Genomic DNA, 16,917 nt, shown 5'->3' with positions numbered 1-16,917 from the left:
TCTAATCCATCAGATGTTTTACAATCAGATCAGGATTTATTGGATATCCTGATGCTCTTTCATATTCTCTTTCCAGCTTGCCGAATCTCTCTCCATGCCCCAATAGATCAGTAAGGCTTGAATAGAACAGCTCACACTCTGGTGATGTGGGATTGTGGTATTCCCCTTTCCCGCGCTGTGATCTTATCCTTGCCATCAATGCTTGTTTGAATATGTTGAATGATTCATCCAAAGTATGCGTTTCCAGGTCTTTGCTGTCAAATCTCATTAGTTTATATCCTTTTCTCAGTGCTCCGAGGAAATCTCTAAGAAATTCCACACTATGTTGTGCAAGCTCGTAGATTGATTCTGTTGTATGAGGTGTTAAGATGGTTCTGGTTGAAGTATCATAATAGGGAAAGAAGAATCTATGAGGTGTGTCCATCTGCAATCCTACATATTCCGCATAATTCATTTTACAATCTGAGTATACACAAAAATATACTAATATTTAAAGTTAACCCAAAAGTTCTTCGGAAAATCCTTGTAAACCTATTTTAAGCCTTGATATTTAGGAGTTTTCATAGAAAACCATAAATATAAGTGTACACTTAAGTGTACACATATGGCAATAAAATCATTGACAATAACTGAAGAGGCTTACAATGCATTGAAGAGCATGAAGCATGGTGATGAGAGCTTCAGCAAGGCCATCCTGAGAATCTCGAAGAGCAGGACGCCTTCAGCTGACAGGTTCTTCGGCATACTGAAAGATATTGATCTTAAGGAATTGAAATCAAAGATCAAAGCCAGAAGGTCTGATATCGAGAAGGAATTCAGGAGGCATCATGATTCTGCTTGACACCTCTGCAGTCATCGAATTATTGGCAGGTACAGAGAAAGGTGCTGCGATAAGGGATCATCTGGAGTCTAAGGCCTTTGCAGTCAGCTCCATCACAGTCAATGAGCTTCTCGTCTGCATAAAGCAGAAAGAGCTCATCAAGGGATTCATCAACTCAGTTGAAGTCCTGCCTTTTGACAAGGAGACAGCAATCAAGAGTGCAGACTTGGAAGCTTCACTTTATATGAAAGGCAAACCGACCGGCAAGCTGGACATCTTCCTTGCAGCAACCTGCATCAATCACAAGATCCCTATCATGACCTGTGACAGGCATTTCTCAAGGATCAAGGATCTTGATGTCATCCTCATCTGAATCTCATAATGGCTCAATGATTATCCTTTTATTCTCAGGATGTATGAATGCCTCCCTGCCGACTTCAAGCTTGAGATAGTCTGCCAGTTCCTTTGATATCCTTATCGCTATTGAATTGCCTGATTTTGTTATCTTGGTCTTCTTGCCCAATCCCCAGATGCCTTTCTCCTTTGCTTTTTTCTCTATCTTCTTGACAGATTCTTCGTTGAGGAATATCTCATGGCACACAGTGCATATCTGTGCATCATATTCGCCGAGATACACCCCATAGAGGTATTCCTTTGATTTTCCTTTTGTCAGCTTCCCTTTTCTGCATATTGGGCATGTCAGGGATCCTGATGTCTGATTATCCGGAAATTCTTTGGATTTTATTGGTTTCATTTTATCACCTTGGCTTGATTGTTATTATGAAATATGTGTTCTTTACCTTCTTCGCAACAACACAGAAATATCTGTAGCTGTAGAGAATCTTGTCAGGCCTTTGGATCTGCTTGGAGTCTCTGTCTATTGCCAGCCTTATCTCGCTGGCTGAGATGCCCCTGAGCATCATCCTCTCTCTTGCATGCTTTGAAAATATTAGGGTAATCACTGTAAGTACAGTAAGTATATGTGATATATAAAGATAGTGATGCAGATCCTAATGCAAGTACTGATGCAGATGCTGAAAAGGATTGGAAGCTGTCTGACGCAGGGAGAATGGTTTTATGGGTATAGGAATAAGCGCCCGTGCCGGGACTTTCGAGGGCTCTGTCATCGAAAGTTACGAACAACAGTGAGTCCATTCGAACCCGGGTAACAACCTCCGCAGGGTTGTACACTATCCAGGCTATGCTACACGGGCATAATCTCAAAATATCAGGTGGATTATTTAAACATTGCCTAGGAGAACAGAGCTGACACAGGGAAATATTTATATATGCAATGGCTGGGGGATGATATATGAAAAAAGGTGAGATATAGGTCAGTGCCATGGATCCTGAGATTTTTGTGGAACTGAGCAAGATCCTGGTCCTCACTATCTTGATCACTGGCGTGGCCAAGATCCTCAAGCAGCCAGTCATAATAGGTTACATAATCAGCGGCATTGTAGCAGGCCCTTTCCTGCTGAACATCATTGATTCTGTTGAGACCTTCACTGCCTTCTCCCATATCGGTGTTGCACTCCTGCTTTTCTTTGTCGGCATCAATCTAAATCCTAAAGTCATTAAGGAGGTCGGCAAGATCTCCCTCATCACAGGAGTGGGCCAGGTCCTCTTCACTACTTCGATAGGTTTCTTCATCGCAAAGATGATGGGATTCTCGAACATAGTGTCTTTCTATATCTCGATAGCCCTTGCATTCAGCAGCACGATTGTCATCATGAAATTATTGTCTGACAAGAGGGATCTTGAATCCCTTTACGGCAGGATATCCATAGGATTCCTCATCATCCAGGATTTCATCGCAATCATTGTCCTGCTGGTCATCTCATCATTGAATAACGGCACTGATCTGGCTTCCATGGCTGTTGAGACTGTCCTTAAAGGCATCGGCGGCATTCTTGTCCTGTTTGCCCTGACGATATACATCCTGCCTTCATTGACCAAGATTATCGCGAGATCCCAGGAGTTCCTGCTCTTGTTCTCTATAAGCTGGTGCTTTGCTGTCTCCTCTGTATTCTATTACTTGAACTTCTCGATAGAGGCTGGCGCCCTGCTTGCAGGCATCACCCTTTCATTGTCCCCTTATCATTTTGAGATAAGCTCAAAGCTGAAGCCGCTGAGGGATTTCTTCATCATCCTGTTCTTCATCATGATCGGCTCGCAGATGGTCTTCTCGAATATTCTCCAGAACATGGGCATCATCATCCTGCTCTCCTTGTTTGTGCTTATCGGCAACCCTATCATTGTGATGATCCTGATGGGCCTTCTTGGTTATACTAAGAGGAACAGCTTCCTTGCAGGCCTGACTGTGGCCCAGATAAGCGAGTTCTCATTGATTGTCGTGACAATGGGAGTCTCTGTCGGCCATGTGAGCAATGAAATCCTCTCTTTGGTCACAGCTGTCGGCCTGATAACCTTTGCTGGCTCCACTTACATGATATTGTATTCCAACAGGATCTATCCGATCCTTTCCCCATATCTTTCATTGTTCGAAAGAGAAGGGAAGAAGGTTGACGAGCACAGGCATCATAGGGAGGACAAGCATGACATCATCCTTTTCGGCTACAACAGGATCGGCTTTGATATCCTCGAGTCATTGAAGAAGATAAAGAAGAGGTTCCTTATTGTGGATTATGATCCTGAAGTCATCACCAACCTGTCAAAGGAAGGGTATGAATGCAGGTATGGGGACGCGAATGATTCAGAGCTTCTCAACGAGCTTGATTATGCCTCAGCAAAGATGATAATATCAACCATCCCGATAACTGAGACCAATCTTCTCATCATCAGCAAAGTGAAAGAGGTGAACAGCAAGGTGATAATCACAGTGGTCTCCCATCAGATAGATGATGCTGTCAAGCTTTACGATGCCGGTGCCACCTATGTCATCATGCCCCATTTCTTGGGAGGCAAGCATTTCTCGACCATGATTGAGAAGAACAGGATGAGCATGAACAAGTTCCTGAAAGAGAAGATTATCCATATAGAGAATATAGGGCATAGGAAAGGCATGGGCCATGAACATCCTATGCATGAACACAATTGACAAGACCATTTATGGTAAAAGAGTTTTCTGAGACATCACACAATATATTTTCATTATTGTAAATAATTTATTAAATCATCTATTAGCTACTTATTAGTGATTAATCACCATAATATTTATATAACCCGGATGGGTGTCCTTCCTAAAATGACAGTCGGGATCTCTATGCACAATGGATTGGAAGCGATTGTTGTGGCAGATGCAAAAGTATCGATGGGGTTCAGGGAGTCTGACAGGTGGCAGAAAGTGGGTGCATTTGAGCATGAGACATTCCATGGGGTCCTTTATGGAGCAGGTAACGGTGAGTTCCTTTCAAGGGTTCTTGAGAATCTTCCTGAACCTGGCTCAGGGCAGAAATTCTTCATAGAGAGTTATGTGAAGCAGATTGAGAGCATGTTGCATGATTATCGTAAGGATGCTGTGGAACAGGTGGCCAAGGATGCATCTGAAAGGATCATGCTCAGGGCAGAAGCCATACCTATTATCGAAACAAGGCAGAAGTATATTGAGACCGAGACGTCAAAAGCGCTGAAGGAAGCAGAAGACTGCATGAATACTGTACAGACCGGGATCATTGTGGTGGCTTATGATAAGAGCAAGAGTAAGATAAGGCAGTTCCAGGTGAGTGCGAGCGGAGCTCATGAAAGCACTGACTCGAATCTTCCGATAGGATCAGGGAGCGACGCATCCCAGCTGTATTTTGCCAAGAAGCTTCAGGGCCTTGACACAAATAAGCTTGGTCTATCAGACTTGATGTTCTTTGGTGCTAATGCATATTCAGATGCTCAGCTTAACCATGGTGTCGGCGGCACTCCATCTATCGTCAGGATAAATGAGGAAGGGGTGAGCCTGCTCGGGAGGGATAAGGTCTGCGCAATAGTGAATCTCAGCGCTGCTTATATGACTGAATATGATCATACTCTCACTCTCAACAGGACCAGGCAGCTTGTGGCCAGTGTGATGTCAGGCAGTCCTGATTATGTGACTATCGCAAAGAAGCTTGACCTTAATGTCGAAGCCTTGACTACAACGGCGATACCTTACTCGGCTTGGCAGGCAAGGGCGAATGCCAGGCATTTCAACGGGAATCACTGATATCAACGGAAAACATTAAATACCTCTTTCTCAATTTCCTGTTCCATGAAGAAAGCAAGGGAGCATCTTTTGGAGGGGGACATAATCGACCTGAAGCTCAAGGATGGCACTCTGCAGACATTATTGTATGTCGGCACAAGGGAATATGCCCCTCACACAGAATCTCATTTCATCATGGCTGACCCGGATCATGAGCACTTCGGGAAGAAGGTCATGTATTCCGACAGGTTCGAAGTGGATTCATTCCAGAAGATAGGGAGCATCGGCCATAAGGAATGGAAGGAGCTCGCGGAATCGCGCGATGTCCTGAAAAGAAGGCTTGATCTCATGAGGCAGCAGGTTGAGCAGCCTGAGTTCATCAGGGAATTCTTATAGGTCCCCGAATGTCATCTCGATGTTGTTGACATACACATTCTTGGGCAGTTCTTCCCGCCTTGTCGTCGATTTTGTGAAGTAGTGGATGTTCTCTGTTATCTTCAGCGCAGAATCGTCGTCGATGAGTGTCTTGTATATCTCATCCATGAACCTCTCTGCTATGAATCTGTATTTCTCATGGAGCAGGAGGTCTATCACCAGGTTCTCGCCGTATTTCACGAGGACAAAATTCTCATTGCCCCCGTTCACCACGATGCTCCATTTCTCGGAGTCATTGCCCTTGTATAATCTCTTGAATGCGAACTTGTGCTCTGCTTTCTTCAGCCTGTTTATCACGTCTATATCCTTCTCGGACAGGTCCCTGTCCCTCTTCAGGCTCTCCATGAGCTCGTCGAGCTCTTTCTCGTTCTCGACAGCATACTCCTCTATGAGCTTGTTGTTCTCGCCGTCATTGTAATTCTTGTATATCTCCCAGCCCCTGTCAGTCAGCCTCGCCTCTATCCTGATGTTCAGCCTGCTGCTGCTCTTCTCGAAGATCTTGAGGTCCCCTGAGTCAGAAATCTTTTTCCATGTCATGATGGATCAAGAGTGCTTCATCATATATTAATCTTTCTGGTCACCAGAGCCTGAACTGAGGTCTTGCAGCCTTGAATACATCATGATAGCGGCTTGCAGGATTGTACGGCTGCACGATCAGCTTCACAGAGTTGTATACTGCTGTTGACTCTCCTGGGTTTGCCGATTCCGCCAGATTGAGTTGTATGTTGGGGATTATCAGCAGGCTCGCCAGGTCTGACAGCAGCGAGCTCTCACGCAGGTTAGGCCCTGAAGCTGATGTCACAGAGATCAGTGTGTCCGGCAATGCTCCTGGATCCTGTGCATAATGCAATGTCAATGTATGGACAAGCTTTGAGAATTCTGGATTGTCTCTGAGAGCTCTTATTGTCTCTGCCTCGAGGGCTCCGGCAGAGACCAGCGGCGCATACCCCAGATAGATGTTTCCGGGGATTGTCTGCTTTGAAGGGTTGCGTCTGAGTATTGTGCTGTATCCTTGCATGTCAAGTATTATATCGCTGCCTGCGATTCCTGCAATCTGTTCTTGTGTAAGCCAAACGTCTTTCATGGTTATACCTCCTTAGGATGGGATTCTGACAAGAATTTAGGGGTGATTATTAAATCTTGGGGTCAGAAGGATTTATCCAGGTGATTCTGCCAGGGTCTTGGCTTAAGGTCAGAATAGCTTTTTGACAGCATCGAATGTGAAAAGCATTATGGCATGAGCCTGCTCGCCAGACGGCCTGAACACATCTGATTTTGTGTGCACAGAGCCTATCCTCACCTGGTTTATGAGATGGACCTGCTGGGAGAGTCCTGGATCGAATTTGAAATTTGCCTCAGAAAGCTTCGCAATCAACTTTCCCAGCCCGAGCCCTGGTGATGTCACAAGAAGATCTTTTCCTGTCACTTCAAAATATTTCCTGAAGAGGCAGGTCTCAAGCACTCTCCCGCAGAGTATGACAGCGCTCCTGTAATTCCTGTTCTCATGGCAGCTCATCATCTCAGCGAGATCCGCCCTCACCTCATCGCATATAGCTGACGGCAGGTTGAATTTGGGAAGCTTCAGCGCTCCTGAGTCAGTGTCTGTGGAGAGATCCGCGCTCATCATCTGGGCTTTCCTCACCTTCTCAAGCGCTTTCTCTTTCTCTTCAGGATCTATGCCGAGCACCAGGTCGATCAGCTCCTTCATCCTTTTCTCATGCTTCGGCCCGAAGACTGCTGCAGTCTCCCATAGCGAGCTCCTTACTGATGTATACGCGTTCTGTATCCTCCTGTCATGGTTCATGAAACTGAATCTCTTCTGAGGTTTCTGTTTCATGCTGTCAGAAAGCTCTCGTTCCAATTGTTTCAGGTTCTGTTGGAAGCCCATGATTAGTCTCCGGTCTTTCGGATTAATAAAATTTTTGAATGCTCTTGCGCAGGTTTTGAAAAACATTTAAATACCCCCTTGCCAAAAAGCGGTGCATGAGGCATAAAAGAGTTGTGGGGGATTTCCTGGGATCATTCAGGATCGATCCTGCCAGGGCCTTGTTTGTTGTCCTTCTCTTCATCGCATTCTTTGCGCTTTTCAGGTTTGGCATATCGACGACAAGCCAGGCCATAGACCATATGGTGCAGAAAGTGGCTACAGTGGACATTGCCCAGGCTGTCTCCTCCCAGAACATTGCCCTCATAAATTCCATCGAGAAGCAGATAAAGGATGTTGCATCAAAGATCGTGATGTATGGTATCCTGCTGGCCATTTATTCTCTTGTGATATCATTTCTTCTGATAACCTCAGCATCTAAGATCACATTTGCATCCAGGATGACATCTCATGCAGGTGGGCACAGGCAGGCATTCCTTGATAGACTTATATCTGCCCTGAAGCAGATATTCTCTGAGCCTGTTTATTATCTCAAAGGTCTCGGCCTGGGCTTCACATGGCTGCTGATATTCATCATACCGATTCTCTTCCCTTTGCTATACCTGCTGAAGACAGTGAGTGTATATGATTTCTCAGGGATAAAGGGGCCGATGATAGCCTTGGGCATCATCCTGTCCATCATGCTTCATTTCATGCTGCTTTCATTCTATTATCTCAGGAACCTGCACAGGTTCGGTGCATCTATAGGGAAAGCCTTCTCGTCAGGTATCCGGCTCCACAGGTTAATTGTCCCTTATGCTGTCATCTTTGTTTTCTATCTGCTCATCTTCTGGTTCCTGGTCCCTCACTTGATCTCTTATCTGGCTGGTTTCGCAGATGGATTCTTCATCCTGGTATTATCAATTTTCCTTGCATGGGCAATTTTTTACTATGCCTTAGTACTTAAATCCAATTTCCCTGTTCGTCCTGTTGTTCACCCTAATGTTCGCCCTATTGTCCATCCTGTTCATGAGACCCCCAAGGAGAAGCACAAGCAAAGGCTGATATCGGGCATTAAAATGCATGGAAGACCTCATGATGATCGTAGAAAGCGCAACAGCCATGAACACCATGAATCATCAAGGGTAGTGACAAAGAGCATCAGAAAGAAACAAAAGTGATTTTCCTTTAGGACCATAGTTTTCTTTGGCATTACCTGGATTTTAGGGTTTTTATGCAATTTTTTTGATATTTCAGATGGAATACCCCATATTTCAGATTAAATCTCTTGTATTCTTTGTGATTCCGGATAATTTCAGATTGAATCCTTGATATTTCAGATAAAATTTATATAATAAAATTTATATAGGATATTATAAAAATAAGAGCCATGCTTTTTAAAAAAAGAGGAGTGAGAGGGCAGATAACTGTATTTATCATTCTGGGCATAATCATCTTGTTCGCTGTTGGCCTGATTTTATATCTGAAGGAAGAGGTCACAATATTTGGCACAGCAGGTTTTTTCAGCACAAAGACTACACCCATCTCAAGGTATATCGAAACCTGTCTGGGTGATGTGGCTGAGGACGGCCTTGTGCTTATTGGAGAGCAGGGCGGCTACCTGAACATCCCTGAATCTGTCAGGAGGAACAGGAAAGCAGCAATCTGGCTTGACCCGAAAGGGCTGGCGGTTGTCCCCCTTTGGTTTTACAAGGGACAGGACAGGACACCCTCTTTTGAGGTCATCTCAGCCCAGCTTGAGGCTTATGTGAAGCAGAATCTTCCTGTCTGTCTGGACAATCTTGAAGATTTCAGGGATGAGTTCAGCATCAATCAGCTCCAGGACCTTGAGATCGATGTGAAGATAGGAAGGTCAGATGTGGCTTTCCAGGCTGATTACAATCTGAGGGTCTACTCACAGGACCGCACTGTATCTTCTGTCGATATAGGGAGAAGCCGTGCTGTGATAGGGCTTAGCCTCAGGAGGATGTATGACCTCGCAAGGGAGATTGCAGTCACTGAGAAGTCTGATATGTTCCTTGAGAGGATCACCATAGACCTCATGGCCATGAATCCCAAGATACCTTTCACAGGGATGGAGTTCAGGTGCGGCAGTCTCATGTGGGATCTTAGGGATATCAAGCAGGAGGTCCAGGATATGATGACAGCGATGGCTCCTGAGATCAGGTTCAGGGAGACAGACCATATGCCTTTCCTTGAGCCGGTTGAGGTCTATGAGGATCTGCGCCAATACAAGATGCAGGATTTCTATGACAGGAATTTCCCTGACAGCGGTCTTCCCAGGGATGCCTACTCCTATAATCATTTCCTGATCAATGTCTCGCAAAGCCAGTACAAGGATCTCAATGCCATGGTGATCTACAGGCCTGAATGGGACATGGATATATATGCGAGGCCTAGCAGCAGGGGTATCCTGAAATCAGGCTCCATGAGCGGGCCGGCAAAATATCTCAGGTTCCTCTGCATCAACATCTACCACTTCACGTATGATGTGCTCTTCCCGGTCCAGATTGTCATACATGATCCGGATGCACTGCATGGGAAAGGATATAATTTCAGGTTCGCCCTGCCTGTCACAATAAACCACAATGAAGGAGACAAGTCTGATTTCGGCATTAATGTATTTGATATACCCGCCACAGAAGAGGCTGCATGCGAGCCGGGTGAGAGGCAGGTCGATATACGTGTCACTGGACTCCAGCCAGGCCCTGGGGGAGGAATCGCGAATATGGAGCTCAAGGATGTCGACATCTTCTACAATTGCATTAAGTTCGGCTGTCCTCTTGGGCAGACAAAGCAGGATGGAGGCATGTACCGGCTGGTGACAAACCTGCCTGACGGTTGCCTCAACGGATTCCTGATCGCTGAGAAGGAGGGCTATCAGGAGAACGAGGTCCAGCTTGGCCCTGATGATATTGTCTACATCAGCATCGACAAGCTCAAGACAATGGACGTCAAGGCGAAGAAGCATGTCTCTACGAATATCGGCATGCCTATCGACCTCAAGAGCGATGAGCAGGTGCTCATAAGCATTGAGGATAATTCGACTTTCGGGGATTACGCTGTCTTCACAAGGGACGGCGAGAACATCACACTGGACCTGTTCGAGGAGGGAAGGACTTATTTCCTACATGTGCTTCTGATGGACAGCGGGGACACATTGCTCGGAGGCTACATGGCCAACTGGACTGTGCGGTATGAAGAGCTTGTCGGCAGGGATGAGATAGTGTTCCATGTCTATGAGCAGGTCCCTGCTCCGCAGGATGACGAAGATATCTACAACCTGATAGATTATATCTCAACAAATGCAACATTGCATGAGACCCTGAGGCCTGAGATAAGATGAATGGACTGATGAAAAGGATGACCGGCATTGTCGCACTGTTCTTATGCTATTTCATAATACTCCTCCCGATATCATCTGCACTGCAGATAGCAGATGTGAAGGCCGACCCGCAGACATCAAGCGTCACAATCACATGGCGTACTGACCAGCAGGCTGACAGCCTGATCGCATATGGTCCTGGCAACCTGGATCAGCATGAATCCAATTCCGAGATGGTGATAAACCACCAGATCACGATAAGGAATCTCCAGGAGGACACAACCTACCAGTTCAAGGTGGCTTCGACGAATTCCAGCGGCTATAAGGCCGAATCATCTTCGCAGAGTTTCAAGACAAAGGACACCACTCCCCCTCCCCAGGTCCTCAACCTGAGGAATACATCAATAGGTGAGGATTCTGTGACCATTGTGTGGGATGCTGTCTCTGTCGATGACCTTGCGCGCTATCATGTCTACAGGGACAGTGCAAAGATACATGAGACTTCCCAGACCCAGTTCTCCCAGAATGGCCTTGAACCGGGCCGCGCCTACAATTATCAGGTCTCTGCTGTTGATACAGATGATAATGAGGGGATGAAATCAGATCCCCTGACAATCCACACGCAGGCCCCTGATGTCACTGCTCCTGTGCTGACCAATGTCAGCCCCACATCGATCAGCCTGAATTCAGCGACCATCGGCTGGACAACTGATGAGGATGCGAACTCGACAGTGTATTATTCAGATGGGCCTCTGATGAACCTTGTCAGCTATCAGTCTGCTTTCTCGAAGGTACATTCAGTATCCCTTTCCAATCTCCAGGAGCATTCCAAATATTATTATAAAGCCAGATCATGCGACAGGAAGGGCAACTGCGCAGATTCTCAGGTATATAATTTCATTGCAGGCTCTGACCTGACTCCGCCGCCTATAGAGGCTGATGTGCCTGCGACTGCCAATACAGCCACGATTGTTATTAGGGGCTCGACAAGGCCTTACAGCTCTGTGAAGATCTATGTGGAGAATGTCCAGCGGTCTTTTGTCCCTGAGGTTGGAGCTTCAGGCGAATTTGCTGTGCAGGTCACGCTCGACACATCCAAGCCGCAGAACACACTGAAGATTGAGGTGAAGGATGCCAATCAGAACTCGAATTCCAAGACTTATACTATCCGGGTAGATGTTGTTGCTCCTAAGATCAGTATCGAGGATATCCCTGAGGTCCTTGGCTCGTCAACTCTCGATCTAAAGGGATCTTCCAATGAGCATGTCCGGATTGAGGCCTTTGTCACGCTTGTCGACGAGCAGGATACGCTAGCTCCGGGCAAGATAAGGACTCTTCAGGTCATCCAGTCAGGCCAGGGAGCCTCTCTCCAATGGGAAGCACCGAACGGTACAGAGGATCTGGCGAAATATCTCATCTACAGGTCTGATGTTGGCCTCATGGCAGAATCCACCCAGACAAATTTCCTTGATGTCAAGGTCACCAATGCAACATATTCATATCAGATAAGGGCGATGGATGATGCATGCAATATCGGCGAGCCATCTGGCAGCGTCTCTGTGACTCTGACCGGGATCTCTGTGGCCAACGAGGCTGAGACCATAAATGAGACATGTGATGTCCGGATCCCTTCACACACTTTCGAGGCCAATGGACCATTCTCTGAATCAGTGCCTATGAAGCAGGGCTCGAACATCCTCAGGATAATAGCCACTGATGATACAGGCAATACATGGGAAGGCACTTATGATGTCTATGCCGACAGCAGCCCGCCTACGATAATCGAGAGCAACCTGGCGAGCCTCTCTCCAGCGTATATACCTGAGATTACCATAAGAGGGAAGGTGAATGAGAATGCGACAGTTGCTGTCTGCGTGAACGGTAAGGTGATAATCGACAGCTCTGATCTCCTCCAGCACCTGACATCGGGCGGGATTCTGGATATCATAAAGAAGGAATGCGATGTGGATGACGGCGACTATGATTATGTTTCTCATACTGACGCTGAAGGCTATTTCGAGATTGAAGTCGTCCTGGACAGGGTCTACAATTCCAGCAGCGGCTACAGCGGCACAGGAGGGTATGGGCAGGGCAGTTCATACAATGATGAAGGCGAGTTCTGGGACAATGATGTCAAGATAATAGTGATAGACAGGGTCGGTCTGACTGCAGTGCAGAGCTCGAATGTCCGCTATACGCTCTGCGGCCAGGGCTCTGACTGGAATATCCGCGTAGGCGACATAACACCTGGTTCACTCAACCCGAGGCTCATCCTTGAGGGGATGGCCCAGGTAGGTTTCTCAGTGAATCTTTCATGGCAGGGTTATGGGAATGAGCCGAGGATTAGCGGTGTGGATATAAGCGAGCCCCCGCTGTCTCAGGAAGACTTGACAATGAACTATGATGTCGACTGGGTGCAGAGGATTGATGACAACAGGTGGTCGGCTGACAGGAAGTACGGCTATGTGACTCTCACTTTCAAGCATGATCCTAATCCTGCAGGCTCAAACTGGACTTATTATCAGAGGGAGGAGAACATCAGCAATCACAGGATGGGCGAGTGCTTCGATCTTCCTTATACTGAATGGGGTTACGCCCCTGAGGAGATTGGCTGTGTCAGGCTGCCCCTGATGATAACCATCACCTATCAGAACAACGACTCCTGGGATCCGACAAGGACATACAGCAGGCCCCAGAAGCAGTGCTGGAATGTCGAGCTCATGATAGAGCCGAGGATTGACCCAGGTGTTATCCCCGAGGAGTTCCTTAATTGGTCCATACATGCTCTTAATCAGACTATTGAGGCGATTGATGCTATATATGAACCCATCAGGAAAATAACTCAATACACCATCGTTGCCTGCATCGGGCTCTGGGCTGCCTGGCTGGTCAAGAAGGTGCTTGAGATATTCGAATGCAAGGGTGCAGGTTTCCAGGACTGCTATTGCGGCCGGAGCACAAAGGATAATATCGTCTGCCAGAAGAACGGGGCTGACGACGACAAGTGCACACAGTGCTATAAGGCAAAGCTTTCCACACTTAGCGTCTGGGATGCCCTCCACTGGGTCTGTGACCGTGTCTCATGTCCTCCTGTGCCGTCTTTCGAGGCTTACATCAGGGAGAAGAACAATGATGGGACAGGCTCGTCTTCATCAGAAAATAAAGGTTCATCTGCATCGAAAGAGAGGAAGCTGTCCCATTGCGAAGGGGTCAACTATCTGGAGACATACAAGTATTACCAGCAGGAGCAGAAGCTCCAGGATCACTGCAAGGTCAGGCGTGTCCTGCCTCAGGGAGAGGCTGACCCTGATTGCTGTGATGACGAGTACATAATGGAGTGGAGCTCAGGATGCTGGGGCATGGATGAGTTCAAGGAATCACAGTGCCTGGCTGCTGCAAACGCTCCTGCGAACCAGTCCAAGAATTATTATACCAAAGGCTTCAATGAGGAAGCACAGAAGCAGGAGTGCGGTGGCTGGAAATCCCTTTTCAGGTACCTGGCTGATTTCAAGCTGTGCAAGGGCGGTGAAGAGGGCAGCGAGGTCCGGATCACCATAGAGGATCAGCTGTTCGTCATGAAGAAGACCGAGACTGCGACAGGCCCGAGCTGGAAAGCTTATACTGCGAAGACAGAGAAGAGGGTTGTTCTGAACAGTGAAGGCAATAAGATTGATGAGAGTGATGATGTCGCGATTGTCGGAGAGATACCAATAACAAGCACTGTCTGCGACCAGTATGCCGAGGGGAAGCTTAAGTATACGAGCAATTCGTGGCCGAAGTATACCACGACTTCTGACATGGTGATAACTATACTCGGTTCAGGCCAGACCCAGCAGACCGGCACCACAGGGGGCGTCGAGAAGAAGGTCCCTGAATCGATTGTGAGGCAGGTGTGCACTGGCCAGACCACCATGAGGAAGTATGTGGTTGACCCGACCTCAGGCCTTCTCAGGACAATACAATGTGTCTGCCTGTCGGGCATAACCTCTTATCTTGGGCATTACAGGAGAATCCTTCAGGTCATAATGAACTGCTTCCAGCAGATCCTTTACACTGGTGATGGAAGCTCAGGGATCTGCCAGGCTGCGATATCGACTTACATTTGCGATCTCATATACTATTCTATTGCCTGCATCACAGAGAGGCCTAATTACGGCCTGGGCCAGTCTTATGAGGGAGGCCTTGGCATGCTCCAGTTCATCGGGAACGCAGGTGCTGAGGTTAGGCAGGGTATCCAGGGCAGGTATGGTGACACCAACCTGGTAAAGGCTATATTTGTCGAGAAGAAGCTCGTGCATGCTGTGTGCGTGGCTGCCTTCACAGGTGACTGGGACATCGACTGGGAGGGGATTGTCGACTCTGCTGTCGAGATACCGCTCAATCCGACTGTTGCTGTGTTCCCTGCGACCAGGAGGTTCATGACCTATGACCCGATTTCAGGCTACGCAAGCCACATATATCATGTTGGCCTTTTCATCCTGCCTGGCGCTGACGAGCTGAGGTATCATGTGAAGCTCATTTGCTCCTCGAGCGATGAGTGCCCTGATTTCGAAGGGGGTTATTGTGACTGCGCTTTCAGGTCAGGTGAGAAGGAGGTTGAAGTGACATCTTTCTTCGGCAATGGTGGGCTGACAGACAGCCAGGTGCTGAATGTCGAGAAGTTCGTCGATATATCGACTGAGCCAAGAAACCAAGTGCGCTATGACAAGGTAAGGGTTGAATATGAATACCGTACATCTACAGACTCCACAAGCCGTGGCGACTGGGAAACTGGATTCGTTGAACAGGAGATATCTGAGATAGGCGATTCGCCTGCTGAGTGCAGCTTTGACATCGGCACCGCATCTTACCAGTGTCCGTCTGCGAATGATGCGAACGGCTCTGCGAGGTTCGAGGTTCCGCCGTCAGCTGTCCAGAGCATGTATGGGCTGGATGATGCCCTCAATATAAACTCAAGGATAATAATAGATTACCCCGGAGATGATTTCAGGCAGTACTGGCTCGAGGTCGATGTGAGGAACCAGAACGGGGCTTCTCTCGGAGACGGGACACAGAGGGCTTCTGCACCATCATCTTATGTCCTAGCTTATGAAGGCCTGCATGAGCTGACTAAGCCCGGACCTGAGTTCAAGGTTGAACAGTGGATGTTTGAGGTTGCTGGCCCGCAGAGCACATGCACAGTGATGCAGAACTCCAATTTCAATATCATCGATCCTGTGAAGAACAACAACCAGAACGGCGTCCTCAAATTCACATATGACAGCTCTGTATGGAAATACCTGTTCGGCACCATGAACAGCGGTGTCTTCACACCAATGGGCTCGACCCCGGCTGTATGCGAGACAGGAAGCTCTGGCTGGAATGCCCAGACAAGGACCCTAAAATGCGCCAATGTCGAGATAAGGTTCTCTACAGACCCGACCTCAGGCGAGATGGTCATCGCCTGCACTTCGACTGGCTCGACGACAAGCACATGCAATGACGCCACTCCAAGGCCTTGGAATGCTGTAATGACCCTTTATGAGGAGACCAGCGATGGGAACAGGATCATATCATCATATCGCGGTGCCAAGCAGCAGCATACAGTGCCTCTGCAGGTCAGGTGCGTTGCCGGAGGAGCAGGTTCAAACAGATGTGATCTTACAGGATACACCCCGAATACCCAGCGCTGTGACTGCAATGGCAACAGTGGCATGACAGATGTCGATGATTGTGATGGGACATCAAAGCAGTTCTGCTATGAGCACTCCAGCGCGCCGCAGGGTCAGTACCGCACAAGATGCGAGGCATCTCCTGCCTGCCAGGAAGGGAAGAACACCCGTGCCTGCGATTGTGATAAGGATGGTGATATTGATGGTATGGACATACAGGCAGGTGATGTGAGCACCAAGTACTGCTGCGCAGGTGTTGCCACCACTAATGCTTGCAGCGGCACAGGGACAGGAGGGAACGCGCCCCAGTTCACGAACAGCCCGACCCTGTATATCGGCTCCAATTCATATGACGCGACTTCAGTGACCTGTGTGGTTTCTGCAGCTTCTAATGTGCGCGCCGAGATTGATGTCACAGACACTGATGGCGACCTGTCCAATGTCAAGCTGCTGGAAGGATCTAATGATCTCCAGTCATGCTCGAACACAGGCGGGGCGACTTATTCCTGCATGATACCGGCAGCATCAATCACATTGGCTTCAGGGAATGAGGCATTCAAGCAGTTCACTATCAAGGCATCTGACAATGCCGGCCACACACAGATATCCCCTGTCATAAAAGTCAGGGTTGTCGACGGGACCACTGCAACATGCTGAGATCAGCTA

The 16,917-nt window shown here is 47.7% G+C and carries 14 protein-coding genes and 1 tRNA gene; 8 read left to right on the top strand and 7 right to left on the bottom strand.

Translation table 11 applies throughout. The annotated features are described in order from the left end of the window. Window position 1: 1 nt before the first annotated feature. A complete protein-coding gene (locus tag JW968_03605) occupies window positions 2-454 on the bottom strand; it encodes a hypothetical protein (GenBank protein ID MBN1386035.1) in 453 nt (150 codons plus the stop codon). Between the two features lie 150 nt (window positions 455-604). Here JW968_03605 and JW968_03600 point away from each other — a divergent pair, with 150 nt between their 5' ends. Continuing rightward, a complete protein-coding gene (locus tag JW968_03600; GenBank protein MBN1386034.1) occupies window positions 605-841 on the top strand; it encodes an antitoxin VapB family protein in 237 nt (78 codons plus the stop codon). Continuing rightward, complete coding sequence (locus JW968_03595; GenBank protein ID MBN1386033.1) at window positions 828-1,193, top strand: type II toxin-antitoxin system VapC family toxin; 366 nt, start codon at window positions 828-830, stop codon at window positions 1,191-1,193. The genes JW968_03600 and JW968_03595 overlap by 14 nt, the downstream gene beginning before the upstream one ends. A 3-nt stretch (window positions 1,194-1,196) precedes the next feature. Here the strand turns inward: JW968_03595 and JW968_03590 are convergent, their stop codons facing one another. The 3 genes from JW968_03590 to JW968_03580 form a co-directional block, all read right to left on the bottom strand. Then, window positions 1,197-1,574 carry an AbrB/MazE/SpoVT family DNA-binding domain-containing protein gene (locus tag JW968_03590; GenBank protein ID MBN1386032.1) on the bottom strand — a complete coding sequence of 126 codons (378 nt, stop codon included), beginning with the start codon at window positions 1,572-1,574 and terminating at the stop codon, window positions 1,197-1,199. A gap of 4 nt (window positions 1,575-1,578) precedes the next feature. Next, on the bottom strand, window positions 1,579-1,782 hold the full coding sequence (locus tag JW968_03585; protein MBN1386031.1) for a DUF4258 domain-containing protein: 204 nt from the start codon (window positions 1,780-1,782) through the stop codon (window positions 1,579-1,581). Window positions 1,783-1,914: 132 nt separating this feature from the next. Next, window positions 1,915-2,034: transfer RNA gene (locus JW968_03580), tRNA-Arg, on the bottom strand. A gap of 128 nt (window positions 2,035-2,162) precedes the next feature. Here JW968_03580 and JW968_03575 point away from each other — a divergent pair. The 3 genes from JW968_03575 to JW968_03565 all read left to right on the top strand — a co-directional run bounded on the left by JW968_03575 (window position 2,163) and on the right by JW968_03565 (window position 5,351). Then, window positions 2,163-3,881 carry a cation:proton antiporter gene (locus JW968_03575; GenBank protein ID MBN1386030.1) on the top strand — a complete coding sequence of 573 codons (1,719 nt, stop codon included), beginning with the start codon at window positions 2,163-2,165 and terminating at the stop codon, window positions 3,879-3,881. Between the two features lie 147 nt (window positions 3,882-4,028). Continuing rightward, window positions 4,029-4,976 (top strand): hypothetical protein, encoded by a 948-nt coding sequence (locus tag JW968_03570; GenBank protein ID MBN1386029.1) that lies wholly within the window; start codon window positions 4,029-4,031, stop codon window positions 4,974-4,976. A 45-nt stretch (window positions 4,977-5,021) separates the two neighbouring features. Then, window positions 5,022-5,351 (top strand): hypothetical protein, encoded by a 330-nt coding sequence (locus JW968_03565; GenBank protein MBN1386028.1) that lies wholly within the window; start codon window positions 5,022-5,024, stop codon window positions 5,349-5,351. Here JW968_03565 and JW968_03560 read toward each other — a convergent pair. The 3 genes from JW968_03560 to JW968_03550 all read right to left on the bottom strand — a co-directional run bounded on the left by JW968_03560 (window position 5,346) and on the right by JW968_03550 (window position 7,278). Next, window positions 5,346-5,927, bottom strand: coding sequence for a hypothetical protein (locus JW968_03560; GenBank protein MBN1386027.1), 582 nt, complete (start codon window positions 5,925-5,927; stop codon window positions 5,346-5,348). The two genes, JW968_03565 and JW968_03560, sit on opposite strands and share 6 nt — an antisense overlap. A 40-nt stretch (window positions 5,928-5,967) precedes the next feature. Next, on the bottom strand, window positions 5,968-6,474 hold the full coding sequence (locus tag JW968_03555) for a hypothetical protein (protein ID MBN1386026.1): 507 nt from the start codon (window positions 6,472-6,474) through the stop codon (window positions 5,968-5,970). A gap of 108 nt (window positions 6,475-6,582) precedes the next feature. Continuing rightward, window positions 6,583-7,278 (bottom strand): hypothetical protein, encoded by a 696-nt coding sequence (locus JW968_03550; protein ID MBN1386025.1) that lies wholly within the window; start codon window positions 7,276-7,278, stop codon window positions 6,583-6,585. Between the two features lie 95 nt (window positions 7,279-7,373). Here JW968_03550 and JW968_03545 point away from each other — a divergent pair, with 95 nt between their 5' ends. The 3 genes from JW968_03545 (at window position 7,374) to JW968_03535 (ending at window position 16,908) form a co-directional block, all read left to right on the top strand. Further along, window positions 7,374-8,435 (top strand): hypothetical protein, encoded by a 1,062-nt coding sequence (locus JW968_03545; GenBank protein ID MBN1386024.1) that lies wholly within the window; start codon window positions 7,374-7,376, stop codon window positions 8,433-8,435. Between the two features lie 209 nt (window positions 8,436-8,644). Next, window positions 8,645-10,621: a hypothetical protein gene (locus JW968_03540; protein ID MBN1386023.1), complete on the top strand. Its 1,977-nt coding sequence runs from the start codon at window positions 8,645-8,647 to the stop codon at window positions 10,619-10,621. 8 nt (window positions 10,622-10,629) lie between these two features. Beyond that, the gene (locus JW968_03535) at window positions 10,630-16,908 is read left to right on the top strand and encodes a hypothetical protein (GenBank protein MBN1386022.1); all 6,279 of its coding nucleotides are present in this window, start codon (window positions 10,630-10,632) and stop codon (window positions 16,906-16,908) included. Window positions 16,909-16,917 lie beyond the last annotated feature (9 nt).

The organism is Candidatus Woesearchaeota archaeon (assembly GCA_016928155.1).
In the GTDB taxonomy this organism is placed as follows: Archaea; Nanobdellota; Nanobdellia; order Woesearchaeales; family JAFGLG01; genus JAFGLG01.
The sequence above is the reverse complement of the archived record's forward strand: the minus strand, read 5'-3'. Positions and strand labels throughout refer to the sequence as shown.